Source organism: Stenotrophomonas sp. TWI1183 (assembly GCF_039673115.1).
Lineage (GTDB): Bacteria > Pseudomonadota > Gammaproteobacteria > Xanthomonadales > Xanthomonadaceae > Stenotrophomonas > Stenotrophomonas maltophilia_AA.
This window is the reverse complement of sequence record NZ_JBDJKZ010000027.1, coordinates 25,630-42,642: the sequence shown is the minus strand read 5'-3', so window position 1 is coordinate 42,642 and position 17,013 is coordinate 25,630. Positions and strand designations below refer to the sequence as shown.

Below are 17,013 nucleotides of genomic sequence, written 5' to 3'. Positions count from 1 at the left end.
GGTAGTGCCGGCCGCTGGCCGGCTCCGCAGTGGCTCCGCAGTAGAGCAGCCGGCCAGCGGCCGGCACTACACCCGTTCGACGTGCCACCGCCAGAGCGTTACGTGCGCTCAGCAGGCTGCTTCTGCAGCGACAACAGCGCCAGCAACCCCGCCAGCGCCACATACGCGCCCGCAAACTGCCAGCTGATGATCTTCGGCAGGCCTTCCAGCTGCCACGGCAGGTAAATCCCGCCGCGCGGGTCCACCGAATGGATCAGGCCGAACAGCGTCAGCGCGGCGGCCACCAGCAGGAACCCGGACGCGCGCAGCAGCTTCCCGTCGATCATCGCCACCACCGCCGCGATCCACAGCATCGAGGTGATGATGAAGCCATTGCCCAGGGTGAAGATCACCGCCAGCTCGGGCAGGCCGTGCCCGTCCAGCGTGGTGGTCAAGGCCACCAGCTGCTCCGGCGCGATCCAGCCCGGCGCCTTGATCGCCAGCAGGTAAGCGACCGAGGGCAGGAAGCCCAGCACCATCGCCCCGGCATGCTCGCGCGGCGTGGCCTGGAAGGCCTGGGTGGTGATGTCGATCGCCACGTACACGATGATCGGCGCCAGCACCGCCAGCGGCAGCCACTGCACCAGCCCGGAGATCACCCCCAGCATGCCGCCGATGCCGACGAACAGGCCGGTCAGCAGCGTGTAGCCGCTGCGCGCCCCCATATGCTTGTAGGCCGGCTGGCCGATGTACGGCGTGGTCTGCGCCACACCGCCGCAGAAGCCGGCCACCAGCGTGGCGATCGCTTCCACCAACAGGATGTCGCGGGTGCGGTAGTCGTCACCGGCAGCGCGTGCACTCTCGGAGACGTTGATGCCACCCACCACCATCAGCAGGCCGAACGGCAGCAGCAGCGGCAGGTAGGTGATCGCGGTCGGCAGGCCCTCGATGAAGCCCAGCGTCGGCCACGGCAGCACCACCTGCGGCGGCACCCACTCGGGCACCTTGAAGCCCGGTGCGCCCAGCCCGGCAAGCCCGAGGCCGTAGTACAGAATCGTGCCGAACACGAACGCGACCAGCACGCCGGGCGCACGGATCGGCAGCTTCCGCTTGGCGATCAGCACGTACAGCAGCAGGCCCAGCGTGACGAAGCCGACGATCGGCGAGCGCAGCGTTTCCAGCAACGGCAGGAACCCCATCAGCACGATCGCGATGCCGGCGATGGAGCCAAGCAGCGAGGCCCGCGGCAGCGCGCGGGTGACCGCTTCGCCGAAGAACGAGAGGATCACTTTGAGCACGCCCATGATCACCAGCGAGGCCATGCCCAGCTGCCAGGTCGCGATGGCGGCATCGTGCGGGGCCAGCCCCTGCCCCTTGAAGGCGAGGAAGGCCGGGCCGAGCACCAGCAGCGCCATGCCGATGCTGGTCGGGGCATCCAGGCCCAGCGGCATCGCGGTGACATCGTCGCGGCCGGTGCGGGCGGCCAAGCGTCGTGCCATCCAGGTGTAGAGCACGTTGCCGACCAGCACGCCGAAGGCGGTACCCGGGAACATCCGGCCGAACACCACATCCGCGGGGAACTGGAAAATGCCGACCAGTGCCATCGCGATGAAGCCGAGGATCGACAGATTGTCGACCACCAGGCCGAAGAAGCCGTTGAGATCGCCGGCAACGAACCAGCGGGGGCGTCCGGAGGGGACGGGGGCAGTGGCGGACATGCGGGAGACGGCCGTGGGGAGGGGGTAGCCGATGGTAGGGCCTCACCGCCGCCAGTAACAGGCGCATGAATGGAACGCCGGGAAACGTCCGCGGGTGGGACGCGTCACCGCGCGGTAGTGCCGGCCGCTGGCCGGCACCTTCAGGATGCTTCAGGCAATGGCGGGAGTCGGCCAGCGGCCGGCACTACCGGAACGCGTGCGCCTCAGGGCTTGTTGAGGAAGTTGTTGGCCAGCAGGTCCCGCACATCCCCGACCCGCCCGCTGAGCAGCGCCTTGGCCGCATACAGCGCGGTGCCGGCCACCTGCTTGGCCTCCACCTGCGGCGGCATCACCAGCTCGGTCGGGCTGGTGTGCACGTCCAGCAGCGCCGGGCCGGGATGGGCCAGGATGTCCTGCACGGCCTGCTCCAGGTCCTCCGAGCGGGTCACGGTGCGCCCGTAGAAACCGATCACTTCGGCCAGGCGGCCGAAATCGGGGTTCTGCAGGTCGGTGTAGTTGTCCAGCAGGCCTTCGACCTTCTGCTCCAGCTCGACGAAGTTCAGCGAGCTGTTGTTGTAGACGACCACCTTGATCGGCAGGTTCTCCTGCACCGCGGTGAGCAGATCGCCGAGCAGCATCGCCAGGCCACCATCGCCAGAGAGCGAAATCACCTGGCGGCCCGGGTAGGCCTTCTGCAGGCCCAGCGCCTGCGGCATCGCGTTGGCCATCGTCCCGTGCAGCAGGCTGGTCAGGGTGCGACGGCGCCCATTGACGCGGATATGGCGCAGGATCCACACCATCGGCGAGCCGCCGTCGGCGGTGAACAGCGCATCGTCGGCAGCGTGGCGGTCGATCAGCGCGGTCAGATGCTGGGGGTGGATCAGCTCACCCTCGCCCGGCTGCTCTTCCCTGGCCCGTGTGGCCAGCGCCTTTTCGCGATGCTCCATGCACTCGTCCAGGAAGCTGCGGTCCTCGCGCTCCGGCAGCAACGGCAGCAGCGCCTCCAGGGTCGGGCCGATGTCGCCCACCACGCCCAGGTTCACCGGATGGCGGCGGCCAAGATGGCTGCCATCGCGATCCACCTGGATCAGCGTGGCCTTGTCCGGGTAGTACTGGCCCCAGGCGAAGTCCGCGCCGAGCAGCAGCAGCGTGTCGCAGGCCATCAGCGTGTGGTAGCCGGACTCGATGCCGAAGATGCCGGTCATGCCCATGTTGTACGGGTTGTCGTACTCGACGAAATCCTTCGCGCGCGAGGTATGCGCGATCGGCGCCTTGAGCTTGGCACCCAGCGCGACCAGCGCGTCATGCGCATGCTCGCAGCCCGCGCCGGCGTAGATGCCGATGCGCTTGCCCTCGCCGATCAGCGCAGCGATGCGCTGCAGTTCATCGTCCGAAGGACGCAGCACCGGCTGGGTGTAGTGCACCGAGAACGGCACATCGTGTTTGACCTCGGCTTCGCTGATGTCGGCCGGCAGAATCACGACGGCCACACCACGGCGGCTGATCGCCGCCTGGCACGCCAGGGTCACCACGCGGCGCGCCTGCTCCGGGCTGTGCACCTGCTCGCAGAACACGCTGCAGCTGCCGTACACCGCCTTGAAATCGACTTCCTGCGGGAACTCCATCCCCAGCTCGGCGGTGACCACCTGGCTGGCGATCAATACCATCGGCGCGCGGTTGCGGTTGGTTTCGAACACGCCGTTGATGAAGTGCAGGCCACCCGGACCGCACGAACCGGCGCAGGCGGTGAGCTGCCCGCTGATCAGCGACTCGGCACCGGCGGCAAACGCGGCCACTTCCTCATGCCGCATGTGCACCCATTCGATATCGCTGCGATGGAGGGCATCGGTGACATGGTTGAGGGTGTCACCGACGATGCCGTAACAGTGACGGACACCGGCGGCCTGCAGGGTTTCAACCACGATCTCGGCAACGCGCTTGCTCATGACATGCTTCCACGACGAGGGGGAAGCGTCAGCCTAGTACCGGGCAAGTGACACTCATGTGGGTTCGCGCGTTCACGGCTGCGTGTTCACCCATCCCCTCACTGCACCGCGCGTGGGATTCTCATAGCGCACCTGCACCCAGCCGTCGCGCTCATCCAGCAGCTCCACACGGTCGTCCCGGACCAGATAGCGCTTGGTAGCGGCATCGCCCGGCTGGCTGTACAGGGGCAGCCGCGCCGCCATCACACGGCCGGAAACAGGGACCAGCGGCGCGCCGGCGGGGGGCGTCTCCAGGCCATCGCCGATGGCGGTCTCCAGCACCTTGCCGGCAGGATCGAAGGTGCTCCAGACCGCCAGCGGACCGCTGTTGGCGGTCTGCTTGACGAGCACGTAGGGCTCGAGGAGTTCGTCGAGCATCAGCAGGCGTTCGGCGCGGTACAGATACAGGCGCGTGCCGTCGTAACGGTACTGGTCCACGTACCACATCGGGCCACCGCGGCAGCTGCTGCCCAGGGTGCGGGTCGCTGCATCCACGGTCAGGCCCATCAGGCCACCGCATTGCGCACCGTCGGTCGAGACCGGTTCGAGCGCGACCAGCTGCTGCTGCGCCGGGTCGTAGCGATAGACCGCCACCGCCTCATTGACCATGCCCACCGAGGCGCGCGCGACCAGCTCCGGGCGGCCATCGAAGTCGACATCCTCGGCTGACAGGCGCGCAGTGCCGTCCGCATCGGCCGCACCCGGCAGCATCTGGCGCGTGCCGGAAGGCGTGAGCAGCACGGCGATGCTGCCGCCCTCCTGCACCTCGGCCTGCGCCTGCACGCCCGGCGCAACCTCCCATCGCAGCGGGGCCGGGTCGGCATCCTGCGCGTGCGCGCACGTCACCGCCAGGCCCATCACCACCGCGGCCAGCATCGCATCCCTGTGTTTCATCATCGCTCCATGAGGCGCCACCGCGGCGCCCGGGATCAGAACGATACTTCAACCGCCTGCTGCGCCCACAGCACCGACTGATGGCCGGTCGCCTGCTTCCATGCCAGGCGGATGGCTTCGATGTCGGCGCGGCGCTGCGGGGTGTTTTCGTGCAGGACCACCAGCACCTTGGTGCGCAGGCGGTTCGGTTCGGGGGCGCCGCGGAACAGCCACTGGCCGTAGGCATCGAACACGGTCAAGCCGTCCGGGAAGCGCGGCGTGACCTCCTTGTCGAGGAAGGCGCGCCACTGCGCGTCGCTGATGCCCTCGGTCTGCGGGCGGTCGGCCACGCCGGTTTCCTCGCCCACGCCGAAGTAGAGCTCGCTGCGGACCCAGCCGGCGGCCGCGTCCGGGCGCGCGGCATCGCCCTGCAGGGTGGCCGTGGCGGTGGTGGCCGTGGCGGTGGTGGCCGTGGCGGTGGTGGGCGGGGTCGGCTTGGCGGCCGGGGCGGCGGTGGCACAGCCGCTGGTGGCCAGGACCAGGGCAAACAGAATGGCGCGGAACGACATGGACAACTCTCCGGAAACACAGGGACAGGCAGGGGAAGGAGCGTGCCGGACATCCGGGTCCGGTGCAGATCGCCAACGGTTATCTGCTGATAACCACCCCGATGGGACTTGCGTCACACAGGGACATCACGCGAAGATAATATATCGCTTCATCCGGATGGATTGGTAGTGCTGGCCATGGGTCGGCAACACCCCCTCCCCCCTCCCTCCCCCTCGTCGTCCTGCTGGAGTCCGCATGTCCCGTCCGTCCGCGTCGCGCCTTGGCCTTGCCATCGCGCTCGTCCTCTCCTCCCCCCTGCTGGCCCAGGACGTACTTGCGCAGGACGCGCCGACCACCGCCAAAACGCTGGACACCGTGATCGTCACCGGCACCCGCGCCATCGACCGGACCGTGCTGGAATCCACCTCGCCGGTGGACGTGCTCACCGCGGAGGACATCCGCAAGGCCGGTGTGGTCAATGGTGAACTGGGCAGCGCGCTGCAGGCGCTGCTGCCCTCGTTCAACTTCCCGCGCCAGTCCAACTCCGGTGGCGCCGACCATATCCGTGCCGCCCAGCTGCGCGGGCTATCACCCGACCAGGTGCTCGTGCTGGTCAACGGCAAGCGCCGCCACAGCAGCGCGCTGGTGAACACCGACAGCAAGATCGGCAAGGGCACCACCCCGGTCGACTTCAACGCGATCCCGGTCAGCGCGATCAAGCGCATCGAGGTGCTGCGCGACGGCGCCGGCGCGCTGTACGGCTCCGATGCGGTCGCTGGCGTGATCAACGTGATCCTCGATGACGCCCCGGAAGGCGGCGCGTTCGAAGCCAGCTTCGGTGCCAACCACACCGACCTCAAGCCGATCGACCGCACGATCACCGATGGCCAGACCAGCTATGCCAGTGCCAAGGTCGGCACCGCGCTGGGCGACGAAGGCGGCTTCCTGCGCGTCGGCCTGGAGCTGAAGAACCACGAGGGCACCAACCGCGCCGGCTTCGACCAGATTCCGCCGTGGGACCAGAGCGATACCAACCTGGCCCTGCAGGGCAAGCGCAACTACGTGCTCGGCGACGGCAAGACCCGGGATCTCAACGCCTGGTACAACGCGCAGCTGCCATTCGGCGAGACCTCCACGTTCTACAGCTTCGCCACCTTCAACCAGCGCGACAGCGAAGGCGCGAACTACTTCCGCTACCCGGACAGCGACGCCAACTGGGCCCAGGTCTACCCGAATGGCTACCGCCCGATCTCCGAAGGCGAGAACCGCGACGTGCAGGCCGTGGCCGGCGCGAAGGGCCAGTGGGGCGAGTGGAACTACGACGCCAGCCTGGATTACGGCGTCAACACGTTCACCTACCGCCTGCGCAACTCGATCAATGCCTCGCTGGGCCCGACCAGCCCGACCCGCTTCAAGACCGGTGATTACCGCAACGAGCTGACGGTCGCCAATGTCGACCTCGGCCGCGTGTTCGCGCAGGGCGACAGCATCACCCACAGCCTGGGCCTGGGCCTGGAAGCGCGTCGCGACCATTACGAAACCCGGCCGGGTGACCCGAGCAGCTATGCCGCCGGCCCGTTCACGGACCGCCCGACCGGCTCGCAGGCCGGTGGCGGCCTGACCCCGCAGGATGCGACCTCGCTGTCGCGGGATGTCGCCAGCGCCTACGCCAGCCTGTCCAGCCAGTTCGGCGAGCATTTCTCCAGCGATCTGGCCGCGCGCTACGAGCACAGCGACGACTTCGGTGGCGAGCTCACCGGCAAGCTGGGCCTGCGCTACGAGTTCACCCCGGCGTTCGCGCTGCGTGGCGCGATCTCCAACAACTTCCGCGCGCCGTCGCTGGCGCAGATCGGCTACGAGTCCACCTCCACCGGTTACAACGCCGCTGGCCAGCTGGTCCAGGGCCGCGTGCTGTCGGTCAACAATCCCATCGCCCGCGGCCTCGGCGCCACCGACCTGAAGCCGGAGAAGTCGCTCAACACCAGCCTGGGCTTCACCAGCCGCATCGGCGACCACTTCGACGTCTCGCTGGACTTCTTCCAGATCGACATCGACGACCGCATCGCGCTGTCGGAAAGCATCACCGGCGATGCGCTGACCGATTACGTGCAGCAGCAGTTCGGCGTGGCCGGCCTGCAGAGCGCCAGTTTCTTCGTCAACGCCGCCGATACCCGCACCCGGGGCGCCGAACTGGTGAGCAACTGGCGGCAGTCGCTGGGCAATGGCGAGCTGGTGCTGACCGGCACCTACGCCTACACCAAGACCACCCTGAAGAACGTGCTCGCCACGCCGCCGGGTCTGCTGGCGCTGGATCCGGACTACGTGCTGTTCGGCGTGGAAGAGACCAATACCCTGACCGACGCGACTCCGCGCACCCGCGCTGCGCTGGCCGCGAGCTGGGCCAATGATCGCTGGTCGCTGAGCAGCCGTCTCAGTCGCTATGGCAGCGTGACCCGTGTGTTCAACTTCGGTGATGGCTACATCCCACGCCAGACCTACGGCGCGGAATGGCAGCTGGATGCCGAGGTCGAGTACAAGATCACGCCGCAGTGGAGCGTGGCACTGGGCGGACAGAACCTGACCGACAACTACTCGGATCTGTCCAACGATGACATCTACTACTTCGGCAACCTGCCGTACGACGTGCTGTCACCGATCGGCAGCAATGGTGCGTACTACTACGGCCGCGTCCGCTACACGTTCTGACCGATGGTGCCGGCCGCTGGCCGGCACCTCTGCGTGGATGTGGTTGCCATGACCTGGCAATCACATCCACGCTGGCATCTTGGTCACCATGGCCAACGACTTCCCCCAACGTCCGCCGCCGCCGCTGCTGGACGATGCCTGTGCGCTGTTCCTGGATGTGGATGGCACCCTTATCGAATTCGCGGACGACCCCGAGTCGGTCGCGCTGCTGCCCGATGTGCGTGAAGCGATCGGGCGCATCAGCGATCGGCTGGATGGCGCGGTCGCGCTGATCAGCGGGCGACCGCTCGCCCAGCTCGACACACTCTTCGCGCCCCTGAGCCTGCCCGCTGCCGGCCTGCATGGCCACGAGCTGCGCAACCACGAGCAGCGCGCGCAGAGCAGTGATCCCTCCGCCGATACCAGCGAGTGGCTGCATGCCCTGCACCAGCAGGCGATGCGGTTCGCGCATGGCTATCCCGGCGTGCTGGTGGAGGACAAGGGCCGCAGCCTGGCCCTGCATTGGCGCGGCGCCCCGCATGCCGCCAACGATGTGCGCGCGTTTGCCGAACGGCATATCCGCGGGCATGCCGGCTACAAGCTGCAGCCCGGCGACCATGTCATCGAATTCCTTCCCGAAGGCAGCGACAAAGGGCGCGCGATGCGGCAGCTGATGTTGCAGCCGCCGTTCCGCGATCGCATGCCGGTCTTCGTCGGCGATGACCTGACCGATGAATTCGGCTTTGGCGCGGCCAACGACCTGCATGGCTGGAGCGTGCTGGTCGGTGCGCGCGAGCCCAGCGATGCGGTGTTCGCGCTGCCGACGATACGCAGCGTGCACGCCTGGCTTCGCGAGAATGCCTACTGATGCCTTGATCCCAAGGCCCCCTGACGCCGCGCGCAGGTCTCCCCCACCGGTGTGCCGCCGCGGCATGACACGAGACTTCCTGCATCATGAGCGAACCCGATCTGAATCTGGGCGTGGTCGGCAATGGCAGCTTCGGCGCGCTGATCGACAAGCACGCGCGCGTCGTCTGGAGCTGCCTGCCGACCTTCGATGGCGACCCGACCTTCTGCGCCCTGCTCGGCCCCAACCAACAGGAAGGCGGTGACTTCGGCATCGAGCTGGAGGACATGGTCGACAGCGAGCAGAGCTACCTGACCAACACCGCCATCCTTCGCACCGTGCTGCGCGACAAGCATGGCGGCGCCCTGGAAATCATCGATTTCGCGCCGCGCTGGCGCCAGAACGACCGCTTCTACCGGCCGGTCAGCCTGATCCGCCAGGTGCGTCCGCTGTCCGGCAACCCGCGCATCATCGTACGCGCCCGCCCGCTGGCCGACTGGGGCGCCCGCGTACCCGAAGCCACCTGGGGCAGCAACCACATCCGCTGGGTACTGCCCGACCACGTGCTGCGCCTGACCACCGATGTGCCGCTGCGCTTCGTCCGCGACGGCCTGCCGTTCGTGCTCAACCATCCCGTGCACCTGGTGCTGGGCGTGGATGAATCGCTCAACCGCTCGCTCAGCGGCTACGTACAGGAATCCTTCCAGCGCACGCGCGACTACTGGCGCGAATGGGTGCGCTATCTGTCGATCCCGCTGGAATGGCAGGACGCGGTGATCCGCAGCGCGATCACGCTGAAGCTGTGCCAGTACGAGGACAGCGGCGCGATCATCGCCGCGATGACCACCTCGATCCCGGAAGCGCCCGGCAGCATCCGCAACTGGGATTACCGCTACTGCTGGCTGCGCGACGCCGCCTTCGTGGTGCGCACGCTCAACCGCCTCGGCGCGACCCGCACGATGGAGCAGTTCCTGGGCTACATCTTCAACCTGGCCACCGCCGATGGCAGCCTGCAGCCGCTTTACGGCATCAGCTTCGAAGCCAAGCTGGAAGAGAGCGAAGTGCCCTCGCTGTCAGGCTACCGCGGCATGGGCCCGGTGCGCCGCGGCAACCTGGCCTGGGTGCAGCGCCAGCACGATGTCTATGGCAGCGTGGTGCTTGCCTCCACCCAGCTGTTCTTCGACCGCCGCCTGCAGGACCCGGGTGATGCCCACACCTTCGCGCGGCTGGAACCGCTCGGCGAGCAGGCCTTCACCCTGCATGACGTGCCGGATGCCGGACTGTGGGAATTCCGTGGCCGCACCGAAGTCCACACCTACACCAGCGCGATGTGCTGGGCCGCCTGCGACCGCCTGTGCAAGATCGCCGTGCGGCTGAAGCTGGACGACCGCGCCACTTACTGGCGCGAGCGCGCCGACATCATCCATGCGCGCATCATGCGCGAGTCGTGGAGCGAAGAACTCGGCCACTTCACCGATACCTTCGGCGGCCATCGCCTGGATGCGTCTTTGCTGCTGCTCGCCGATATCGGCTTCATCGAGGCCACCGACGCACGTTTCGTGGCCACGGTCGAAGCGATCGGCCGCGATCTCAAACACGGCAACGCGCTGTACCGCTACGTGGCGCCGGATGACTTCGGCGAGCCGGAAACCAGCTTCACCATCTGCACCTTCTGGTACATCGATGCACTCGCCGCGATCGGCCGCCTGGACGAAGCGCGCGAGATGTTCGAGACGCTGCTGGAGCGCCGCAACCATCTGGGCCTGCTCTCCGAGGATCTCGCGTTCGACAACGGCGAGGCCTGGGGCAACTTCCCGCAGACCTATTCGCACGTGGGCCTGATCACCGCCGCGATGCGCCTGTCGCGCAGCTGGCAGGAGGCGTCATGAGCCGCCTGGTCGTCGTGTCCAACCGGGTCGCCGTTCCCGGTGAATCCCGCGCCGGCGGCCTTGCGGTCGGGCTGCTGGCCGCGCTCAAGGAGCGCGGTGGCCTGTGGTTCGGCTGGAGCGGCAAGTCAGTGCGCGACAACAGCGGCGCGCTGCACGAGCAGGTCGACGGGGACATCCGCTACGTCACCATGGACCTCAACAAGCGCGACGTCGATGGCTACTACAACGGCTTCGCCAACCGCACGTTGTGGCCGCTGCTGCACTTCCGGCTGGACCTGGTCGACTACGACCGCGCCACCCGCGAGACCTATCGCCGGGTCAACGCACTGTTCGCCGAGAAGCTCGCGCCGCTGCTCCGCGAGGACGACATCGTCTGGATCCATGATTACCACCTGATCCCGCTGGCCTCGCTGCTGCGCGAGCGTGGCATCGGCTGCCGGATCGGCTTTTTCCTGCACGTGCCGATGCCCTCGGCCGATCTGCTGCAGGCGATGCCGGACCATCTGCGGCTGTTCTCCAGCCTCTACGCCTACGATCTGGTCGGCTTCCAGACCCAGCGCGATGCGGACCGCTTCCAGTCCTATGTGCGCCTGTTCGGTGGCGGCCGTGTGCTGCCCGACGGCGAACTGGAAGCGCCCGGCGGTCGGCGTTTCCGCGCCGCCGCCTTCCCGATCGGCATCGATACCGAGTTCATCGCGCGCCAGGCCAAGGCCGGTGCGAACAAGCCCGCGGTCAAGGACCTGCGCGGCAGCCTGCGCAATCGCCAGCTGGCGATCGGCGTGGACCGGCTCGACTATTCCAAGGGACTGCCCGAACGCTTCCAGGGGTTCGAGCGCTATCTGGAACGCCATCCGGACCAGCACGGCTCACTGACCTACCTGCAGATCGCACCGGTCTCGCGCGGCGATGTCACCGAATACCGGCAGCTGCGCGGCCAGCTGGAGCAGATCGCCGGGCACATCAACGGCGGGCATGCCGCGCCGGACTGGACCCCGCTGCGTTACGTCAACCAGAACTTCACCCACGCCACCCTGACCGGCTTCTACCGGGCGGCGGCGGTCGGCCTGGTGACGCCGCTGCGCGATGGCATGAACCTCGTCGCCAAGGAATACGTCGCCTCGCAGGACCCGGAGAACCCCGGGGTGCTGGTGCTGTCCCTGCTGGCCGGTGCGGCCGATGAACTGAAGCAGGCGCTGCTGGTCAATCCGCATGACCTGGATGGTGTCGCGGATGCGATCGCCACTGCGGCGACGATGCCGTTGAAGAAGCGCGTGGAGCGCTGGCAGGCGATGATGGACCACCTGCGCACGTACGACATCAATCATTGGCGGCAGACGTATCTGCAGGCGCTGGAAGGGTGATGCCGGCCAGCGGCCGGCACTACGGGTGATGGCGCGGACGTCTAGGTAGTGCCGGCCGCTGGCCGGCAACGCGTCCACCCGTCAGTCCAGGAACCGCACCGCCTGCTCTGGTGTCGGCAGGAAACACGTGTCATGCCGACCGAACCACCGATACCGGTTGCGGGCCAGCGCCCGATACGCGGGGTCTCGCAACCTGCGGGGTAACCCGCGCAGCACGCCCAGCAGACGCCATGCGCCGCCCAGCCCCGTCAGCACGCGGATGATCGCATCGGTGCCCGTCCACGCACGCCCTGCGTCGAGCAGCAGGAACGACGTCGGGTCCTCCGGAGCCAGCCCGTGTGCCTGCAGCAGGGCCCGTCCCTGCGCGCCCTGCATCGCCGCGAAGCGGTAGCGGCCCCGCGTGTCGAAGCGCAGCAGGAACCGCACCCAGCGGCTGCACAGGGCGCACACGCCGTCGAAGACGATGACCGCTTCTGCCGACGGTCCAACCACCGGCTGTCCGGTAGTCAGGGCGCGATCCACGCCAGGGTCGCCATGCGCCCGGTGCGGCGGTCACGCCGATGCGAATAGAACCGCTGCGGGTCGGCCAGGGTGCAGTACTGACCGCCGCTGATGCAGGCCGGGTCCAGCCCGGCCGACTGCAGCCGCCGGCGGGCCAACGCATACAGATCGACCTTCCAGTGCCCCGGCCGGGTCGCCACGAAGGCCGTCGCGGCCCCCTCGTCGCGCTCGACGAAGGCCTCGAACACGTCCTCGCCGATCTCGTAGAGGGCCGGACCGGCCGCGGGCCCCAGCCAGGCCTGCAGTTGTGCGGCCGGGGTCTGCATGGCGGCCACGGTGGCCTCCAGCATGCCGTCGGCCAGCCCACGCCACCCGGCATGGGCGGCGCCGATCTCACCGCCATCGCGCGCGGCGAAGACCACCGGCAGGCAGTCGGCGGTGAGGATCGCCAGCACCACGCCCGGAACCGAGGTCACGGCGGCATCGGCGGTGGGCTCCGCCTCCACGCCGATGGCCGTCGGCGGGGCGGTGAAGCGACGCACGCCGGTGCCATGCACCTGGCGCAGCCAGTGCGGCGCCGAGGGCAGGCCCAGCCCGGGCACGAGCAGGTCGCGGTTGCGCTGCACCTGTGCCGGGTCGTCGCCGTCGGCGGCGTACCGGTTGCCCATGTTGAACTGGTCGAACGGCGCGACCGAACCACCTGCGCCGAAGCGCAGGGTGGTCAGCGCATGGACCCCGGTCGGGGCCTGCCAGTCGGCTGGCAGCACGGGCACGGGGGCATCCATCAGCGGCGGTTGCGTTCCTGCTCGGCGAAGCGCTTGCTGTCTTCGCGCAGGGCGTGCAGCAGGGCCTGCATGTCGGCCGGCGGCGGCGCACTGTTGGTGATCTTTTCCCCGGTGATCGGGTGCACGAACTCCAGCGTTTCAGCGTGCAGCGCCTGGCGCTTGAAGCCGCGCAGTTCGGCCACCAGCTCGTCGCTGGCACCCTTCGGCAGCTTCAGCGCGCCGCCATACAGCTGATCGCCGATGATCGGGTGGCGCAGGTGCGCCATGTGCACGCGGATCTGGTGGGTACGGCCGGTTTCCAGGCGGCACTCCAGCGCCGTGTGCGCACGGAAACGCTCGCGCAGGCGGTAATGGGTGATCGCTTCCTTGCCGTCTTCGCGCACGGCCATGCGGATGCGGTCGCGCGGGTGACGGTCGATGCCGGCGGTGGCGGTGCCGCCGGAGACCAGCGCGCCGACCACCACGGCCAGGTACTGGCGATGCACCTCACGCGCGGACAGCTGCTCGACCAGCGCGGTCTGCGCCTGGATGGTGCGGGCGATGACCATAACGCCGCTGGTGTCCTTGTCCAGGCGGTGCACGATGCCGGCGCGCGGCAGCACCGACAGCGAGGGGTCGCGGAACAGCAGCGCATTGACCAGCGTGCCGGTCGGGTTGCCCGCGCCAGGGTGGACCACCAGGCCGACCGGCTTGTTGATCACGAACACATGCTCGTCCTCGTACAGGACCTCCAGCGGGATGTCCTCCGGCTCGGCATGGGTCTGGGTGTCGAGCACGACATGCAGGCTGGCCACCTCGCCGCCGCGCACCGGGTCGCGGCCGCGCACGGTGTCGCCGTCCAGGAGGACGTCCCCGGACTTGATCCACTCGGTCAGCTTGGACCGGGAGAATTCGGGGAACAGCTCGGCCAGGACGGCGTCGAAACGCCGGCCGGCGGCGGTATCGGGCACGATGGCCTGGCGGGGGGAATCGGAATCAGCAGGGGTATCGGACATGGGGGCACACCGCAATAGGGACAATTTTGGGGTCCGGGCGACCAGTTTCAGTCGCGGGACAGGCCACTAGGCTATCATCGACCCTTCGTATTCCAGCCGCGTCCCGCCCTGACCCCATGATCCGACGCTCCGTTATGCTGTCCGCGCCCGTCCGCCTCGCCGCCCTGATGCTGGTGCTGCTCTTCGTCGCCACCGGCTGCCACCGCGGTACCAAGGGCAAGAATCCGGATGAAGGCCTGCCGGTTGAGCAGCTCTATGAAAAGAGCCACAAGCTCATGGAAGGGGGGAACTGGAGCGGTGCCGAAGCCAGCTTCCGCCGCCTGGTAGCCCAATACCCGTATGGCCCGTATACCGAACAGGCCATGATCGAAAGCGCCTACGCGCAGTACAAGGCCGGCAAGCACGATGACGCGGTGTCCAGCGTGGACCGCTTCATCCGTACCTACCCGACCCATCGCAACATCGCCTACATGTACTACCTGCGTGGCCTGGCCAATGGCAACCGCGACACGGTCTTCCTGCGCCGCGTCTGGTCGCTGGACCCGAGCCGCCGCGACCTGTCCAGCCCGCGCCAGGCCTATGCCGATTTCACCATCGTCACCGAGCGCTACCCGAACAGCCGCTACGCCGCCGACGCGCGCCAGCGGATGATCGCCCTGCGCGACGTGTTCGCCCAGTACGAGCTGGACAACGCCCTGTACTACCTGCGCCGCGAGGCCTACGTCTCGGCTGCCGGCCGCGCCAACTTCCTGCTGGACAACTACCCGCAGAGCGCGTTCCAGTACGACGCCGTGGCCGCCCTGGGCGAGGCCTATACCCACCTGGGCAACAAGACCCTCGCCGACGATGCCCGCCGCGTGCTCGAGCTGAACCAGCCCGACCATCCGTGGCTGCAGGGCAAGTGGCCGAAGTACCCGTGGATGGTCCGCAAGCTGAACCCGTTTGCCGGCGAGAAGTCCGCCAGTACCGGTGAACGCAACGCCACGATGAACCGCAAATAATGAAAAAGGCCCCGAAAGGGGCCTTTTTTATTACGGTAGCGCCCGACCGTTGGTCGGGCGAATGTCCTGGCGGAGGCACCGTGCCGACCAACGGTCGGCGCCTGCCGGGTGGCTTCTCAGCCCTTGTACCCATTGCTGATCGGGTACCGGCGCTCACGCCCGAACGCCCGGCGCGAGACCTTCGGCCCCGGGGCGGCCTGGTGGCGCTTCCACTCGCTGGTGCGCACCAGGCGCAGCACACGGTCCACCACCTCGGCGGCATACCCGGCGGCCACGATCTCCTCGCGCGACTGCTCCTGGTCCACGTAGCGGTACAGAATGCCGTCCAGCACGTCGTAGGCCGGCAGCGAGTCCTGGTCGGTCTGGTTGGCGCGCAGCTCGGCCGAGGGCGGGCGGGAAATCACCGCCGGCGGGATCACCGGGGCGCCGCCCACGGTATTGCGCCACTTGGAGAGCCCGAACACCTCCGTCTTGTACAGGTCCTTGAGCGGGGCATAGCCGCCGCACATGTCGCCGTAGATGGTCGCGTAGCCCACCGCGTACTCGCTTTTGTTGCCCGTGGTCAGCAGCAGCCCGCCGAACTTGTTGGACAGCGCCATCAGGATCACGCCGCGGCTGCGCGACTGCAGGTTCTCTTCGGTCACATCGGCCGCCTGCCCCTCGAACATCGGGCCGAGGGCGGCCATCAGGCCCTCGAACACCGGCTCGATCGAGACCGCTTCCAGTTTCACGCCCAGCGCGCGGCACTGCTCGGCGGCCAGGTCGTTGGACATGTCCGCCGTGTAGCGCGACGGCAGCCGCACCGCGGTGACGTTGGCCGCGCCCAGCGCATCCACCGCCATCGCCAGCACCAGGGCCGAATCGATGCCGCCGGACAGCCCCAGCCAGACCTTCTTGAAGCCGTTCTTGCGGCAGTAGTCCTGGATCCCGCGGGTCACCGCGCGCCAGGCCAGCGCGTCCATGCTCTCGTCGCCGTCGTCCATCCACTCGCGCGGCAGGAAGCGGCGCGCATCGGCGTCGTAATCCACGACCAGCCACTGGTCGGTGAAGGCCGCGGCCGCCGGATGCACCGTGCCATCGCCATCGGCCACGACCGAGGCGCCGTCGAACACGAGGGCGTCCTGGCCGCCCACCACGTTCAGATAGGCAATCGCCGCCCCGCTCTCGCGGGTGCGCTCGGCCAGCAGCGCATCACGCTGGGCGTGCTTGCCGCGCTCGTAGGGGGAGGCGTTGGGCACCACCACCAGCTGCGCACCGGCGCGCACGGTATCGGCCAGCGGTTCGGCGAACCAGAGGTCCTCGCAGACCAGCACGCCGACCGGCACGCCCTTCAGCTCGAACACGCAGCTGCCGCCGTCCGGGTCGACATCGAAGTATCGGCGCTCATCGAACACCGCGTAATTGGGCAGCTCGCGCTTGCGGTAGGTGTTTTCGACCTTGCCATCGCGCAGCACGCTGGCCGCGTTGTAGACCACCGCACCGGCGGCCTGTGGCCAGCCGACCACGGCCGCGATGCCGGTGGTGGCCGCCGCGATGCGCTCCAGCGCCTGCTGGCAGTCGTACAGGAAGCCCGGGCGCAGCAGCAGATCCTCCGGCGGGTAGCCGCTGATCGCCAGCTCCGGGAACACCACCAGCTCGGCCCCGTATTCGTCGCGCGCCTCGGCGATCATCGCGATGATGTTGTCGGTGTTCTGCGCCACTGCGCCAACCGGAAAATCGAACTGCGCCAGGGCAATGCGGAGCGACGTCATGGGGGTCCAGCCTGTGGTTGCAATACGCTCATTGTAGTGCCGCCCGCCACCCCCGCCTTCGGGGGCCCCACGCTGGGGCGCCGGCCTGCGCCCGCCACTACGTGCCGTGCGTACC

The 17,013-nt window shown here is 68.2% G+C and carries 13 protein-coding genes; 5 read left to right on the top strand and 8 right to left on the bottom strand.

What is annotated here, in order from left to right:
• Positions 1 to 98: 98 nt before the first annotated feature.
• The 4 genes from ABE434_RS18065 to ABE434_RS18050 all read right to left on the bottom strand — a co-directional run bounded on the left by ABE434_RS18065 (position 99) and on the right by ABE434_RS18050 (position 5,103).
• On the bottom strand, positions 99 to 1,697 hold the full coding sequence (locus tag ABE434_RS18065) for a hypothetical protein (protein WP_346479784.1): 1,599 nt from the start codon (positions 1,695 to 1,697) through the stop codon (positions 99 to 101).
• 203 nt (positions 1,698 to 1,900) lie between these two features.
• The gene (locus ABE434_RS18060; protein WP_346479783.1) at positions 1,901 to 3,622 is read right to left on the bottom strand and encodes a thiamine pyrophosphate-dependent enzyme; all 1,722 of its coding nucleotides are present in this window, start codon (positions 3,620 to 3,622) and stop codon (positions 1,901 to 1,903) included.
• A gap of 72 nt (positions 3,623 to 3,694) precedes the next feature.
• Positions 3,695 to 4,555 carry an SH3 domain-containing protein gene (locus ABE434_RS18055; RefSeq protein ID WP_346479782.1) on the bottom strand — a complete coding sequence of 287 codons (861 nt, stop codon included), beginning with the start codon at positions 4,553 to 4,555 and terminating at the stop codon, positions 3,695 to 3,697.
• A gap of 35 nt (positions 4,556 to 4,590) precedes the next feature.
• Entirely contained in the window at positions 4,591 to 5,103 is a 513-nt protein-coding gene (locus ABE434_RS18050) for a DUF3574 domain-containing protein (RefSeq protein ID WP_346479781.1), read from the bottom strand.
• 235 nt (positions 5,104 to 5,338) lie between these two features.
• Here ABE434_RS18050 and ABE434_RS18045 point away from each other — a divergent pair, with 235 nt between their 5' ends.
• The 4 genes from ABE434_RS18045 (at position 5,339) to otsA (ending at position 11,865) form a co-directional block, all read left to right on the top strand.
• Positions 5,339 to 7,789 carry a TonB-dependent receptor gene (locus ABE434_RS18045; RefSeq protein WP_346479780.1) on the top strand — a complete coding sequence of 817 codons (2,451 nt, stop codon included), beginning with the start codon at positions 5,339 to 5,341 and terminating at the stop codon, positions 7,787 to 7,789.
• A gap of 88 nt (positions 7,790 to 7,877) precedes the next feature.
• Positions 7,878 to 8,636, top strand: a complete 759-nt coding sequence (gene otsB / locus ABE434_RS18040) for a trehalose-phosphatase (RefSeq protein ID WP_346479779.1) — start codon at positions 7,878 to 7,880, stop codon at positions 8,634 to 8,636.
• 86 nt (positions 8,637 to 8,722) lie between these two features.
• Positions 8,723 to 10,504 (top strand): glycoside hydrolase family 15 protein, encoded by a 1,782-nt coding sequence (locus ABE434_RS18035; protein ID WP_346479778.1) that lies wholly within the window; start codon positions 8,723 to 8,725, stop codon positions 10,502 to 10,504.
• A complete protein-coding gene (otsA, locus tag ABE434_RS18030) occupies positions 10,501 to 11,865 on the top strand; it encodes an alpha,alpha-trehalose-phosphate synthase (UDP-forming) (protein WP_176988389.1) in 1,365 nt (454 codons plus the stop codon). The genes ABE434_RS18035 and otsA overlap by 4 nt, the downstream gene beginning before the upstream one ends.
• A gap of 81 nt (positions 11,866 to 11,946) precedes the next feature.
• Here otsA and ABE434_RS18025 read toward each other — a convergent pair whose 3' ends face one another.
• From ABE434_RS18025 to rluD, 3 genes are read right to left on the bottom strand one after another with little or no spacing between them, the layout of a single operon-like run.
• Complete coding sequence (locus ABE434_RS18025) at positions 11,947 to 12,375, bottom strand: thiol-disulfide oxidoreductase DCC family protein (RefSeq protein ID WP_346479785.1); 429 nt, start codon at positions 12,373 to 12,375, stop codon at positions 11,947 to 11,949.
• Positions 12,372 to 13,151 carry a peptidoglycan editing factor PgeF gene (gene pgeF, locus ABE434_RS18020; protein WP_346479777.1) on the bottom strand — a complete coding sequence of 260 codons (780 nt, stop codon included), beginning with the start codon at positions 13,149 to 13,151 and terminating at the stop codon, positions 12,372 to 12,374. The genes ABE434_RS18025 and pgeF overlap by 4 nt, the downstream gene beginning before the upstream one ends.
• Positions 13,151 to 14,146, bottom strand: coding sequence for a 23S rRNA pseudouridine(1911/1915/1917) synthase RluD (gene rluD / locus ABE434_RS18015; protein ID WP_019183947.1), 996 nt, complete (start codon positions 14,144 to 14,146; stop codon positions 13,151 to 13,153). Before rluD ends, pgeF begins: the two co-directional genes overlap by 1 nt.
• Before the next feature lie 116 nt (positions 14,147 to 14,262).
• On the opposite strand from rluD, the gene ABE434_RS18010 reads away from it, so the two are divergent.
• Positions 14,263 to 15,147: an outer membrane protein assembly factor BamD gene (locus ABE434_RS18010; RefSeq protein ID WP_346479776.1), complete on the top strand. Its 885-nt coding sequence runs from the start codon at positions 14,263 to 14,265 to the stop codon at positions 15,145 to 15,147.
• A 116-nt stretch (positions 15,148 to 15,263) separates the two neighbouring features.
• Here the strand turns inward: ABE434_RS18010 and ABE434_RS18005 are convergent, their stop codons facing one another.
• A complete protein-coding gene (locus ABE434_RS18005) occupies positions 15,264 to 16,898 on the bottom strand; it encodes an NAD+ synthase (RefSeq protein WP_346479775.1) in 1,635 nt (544 codons plus the stop codon).
• Positions 16,899 to 17,013 lie beyond the last annotated feature (115 nt).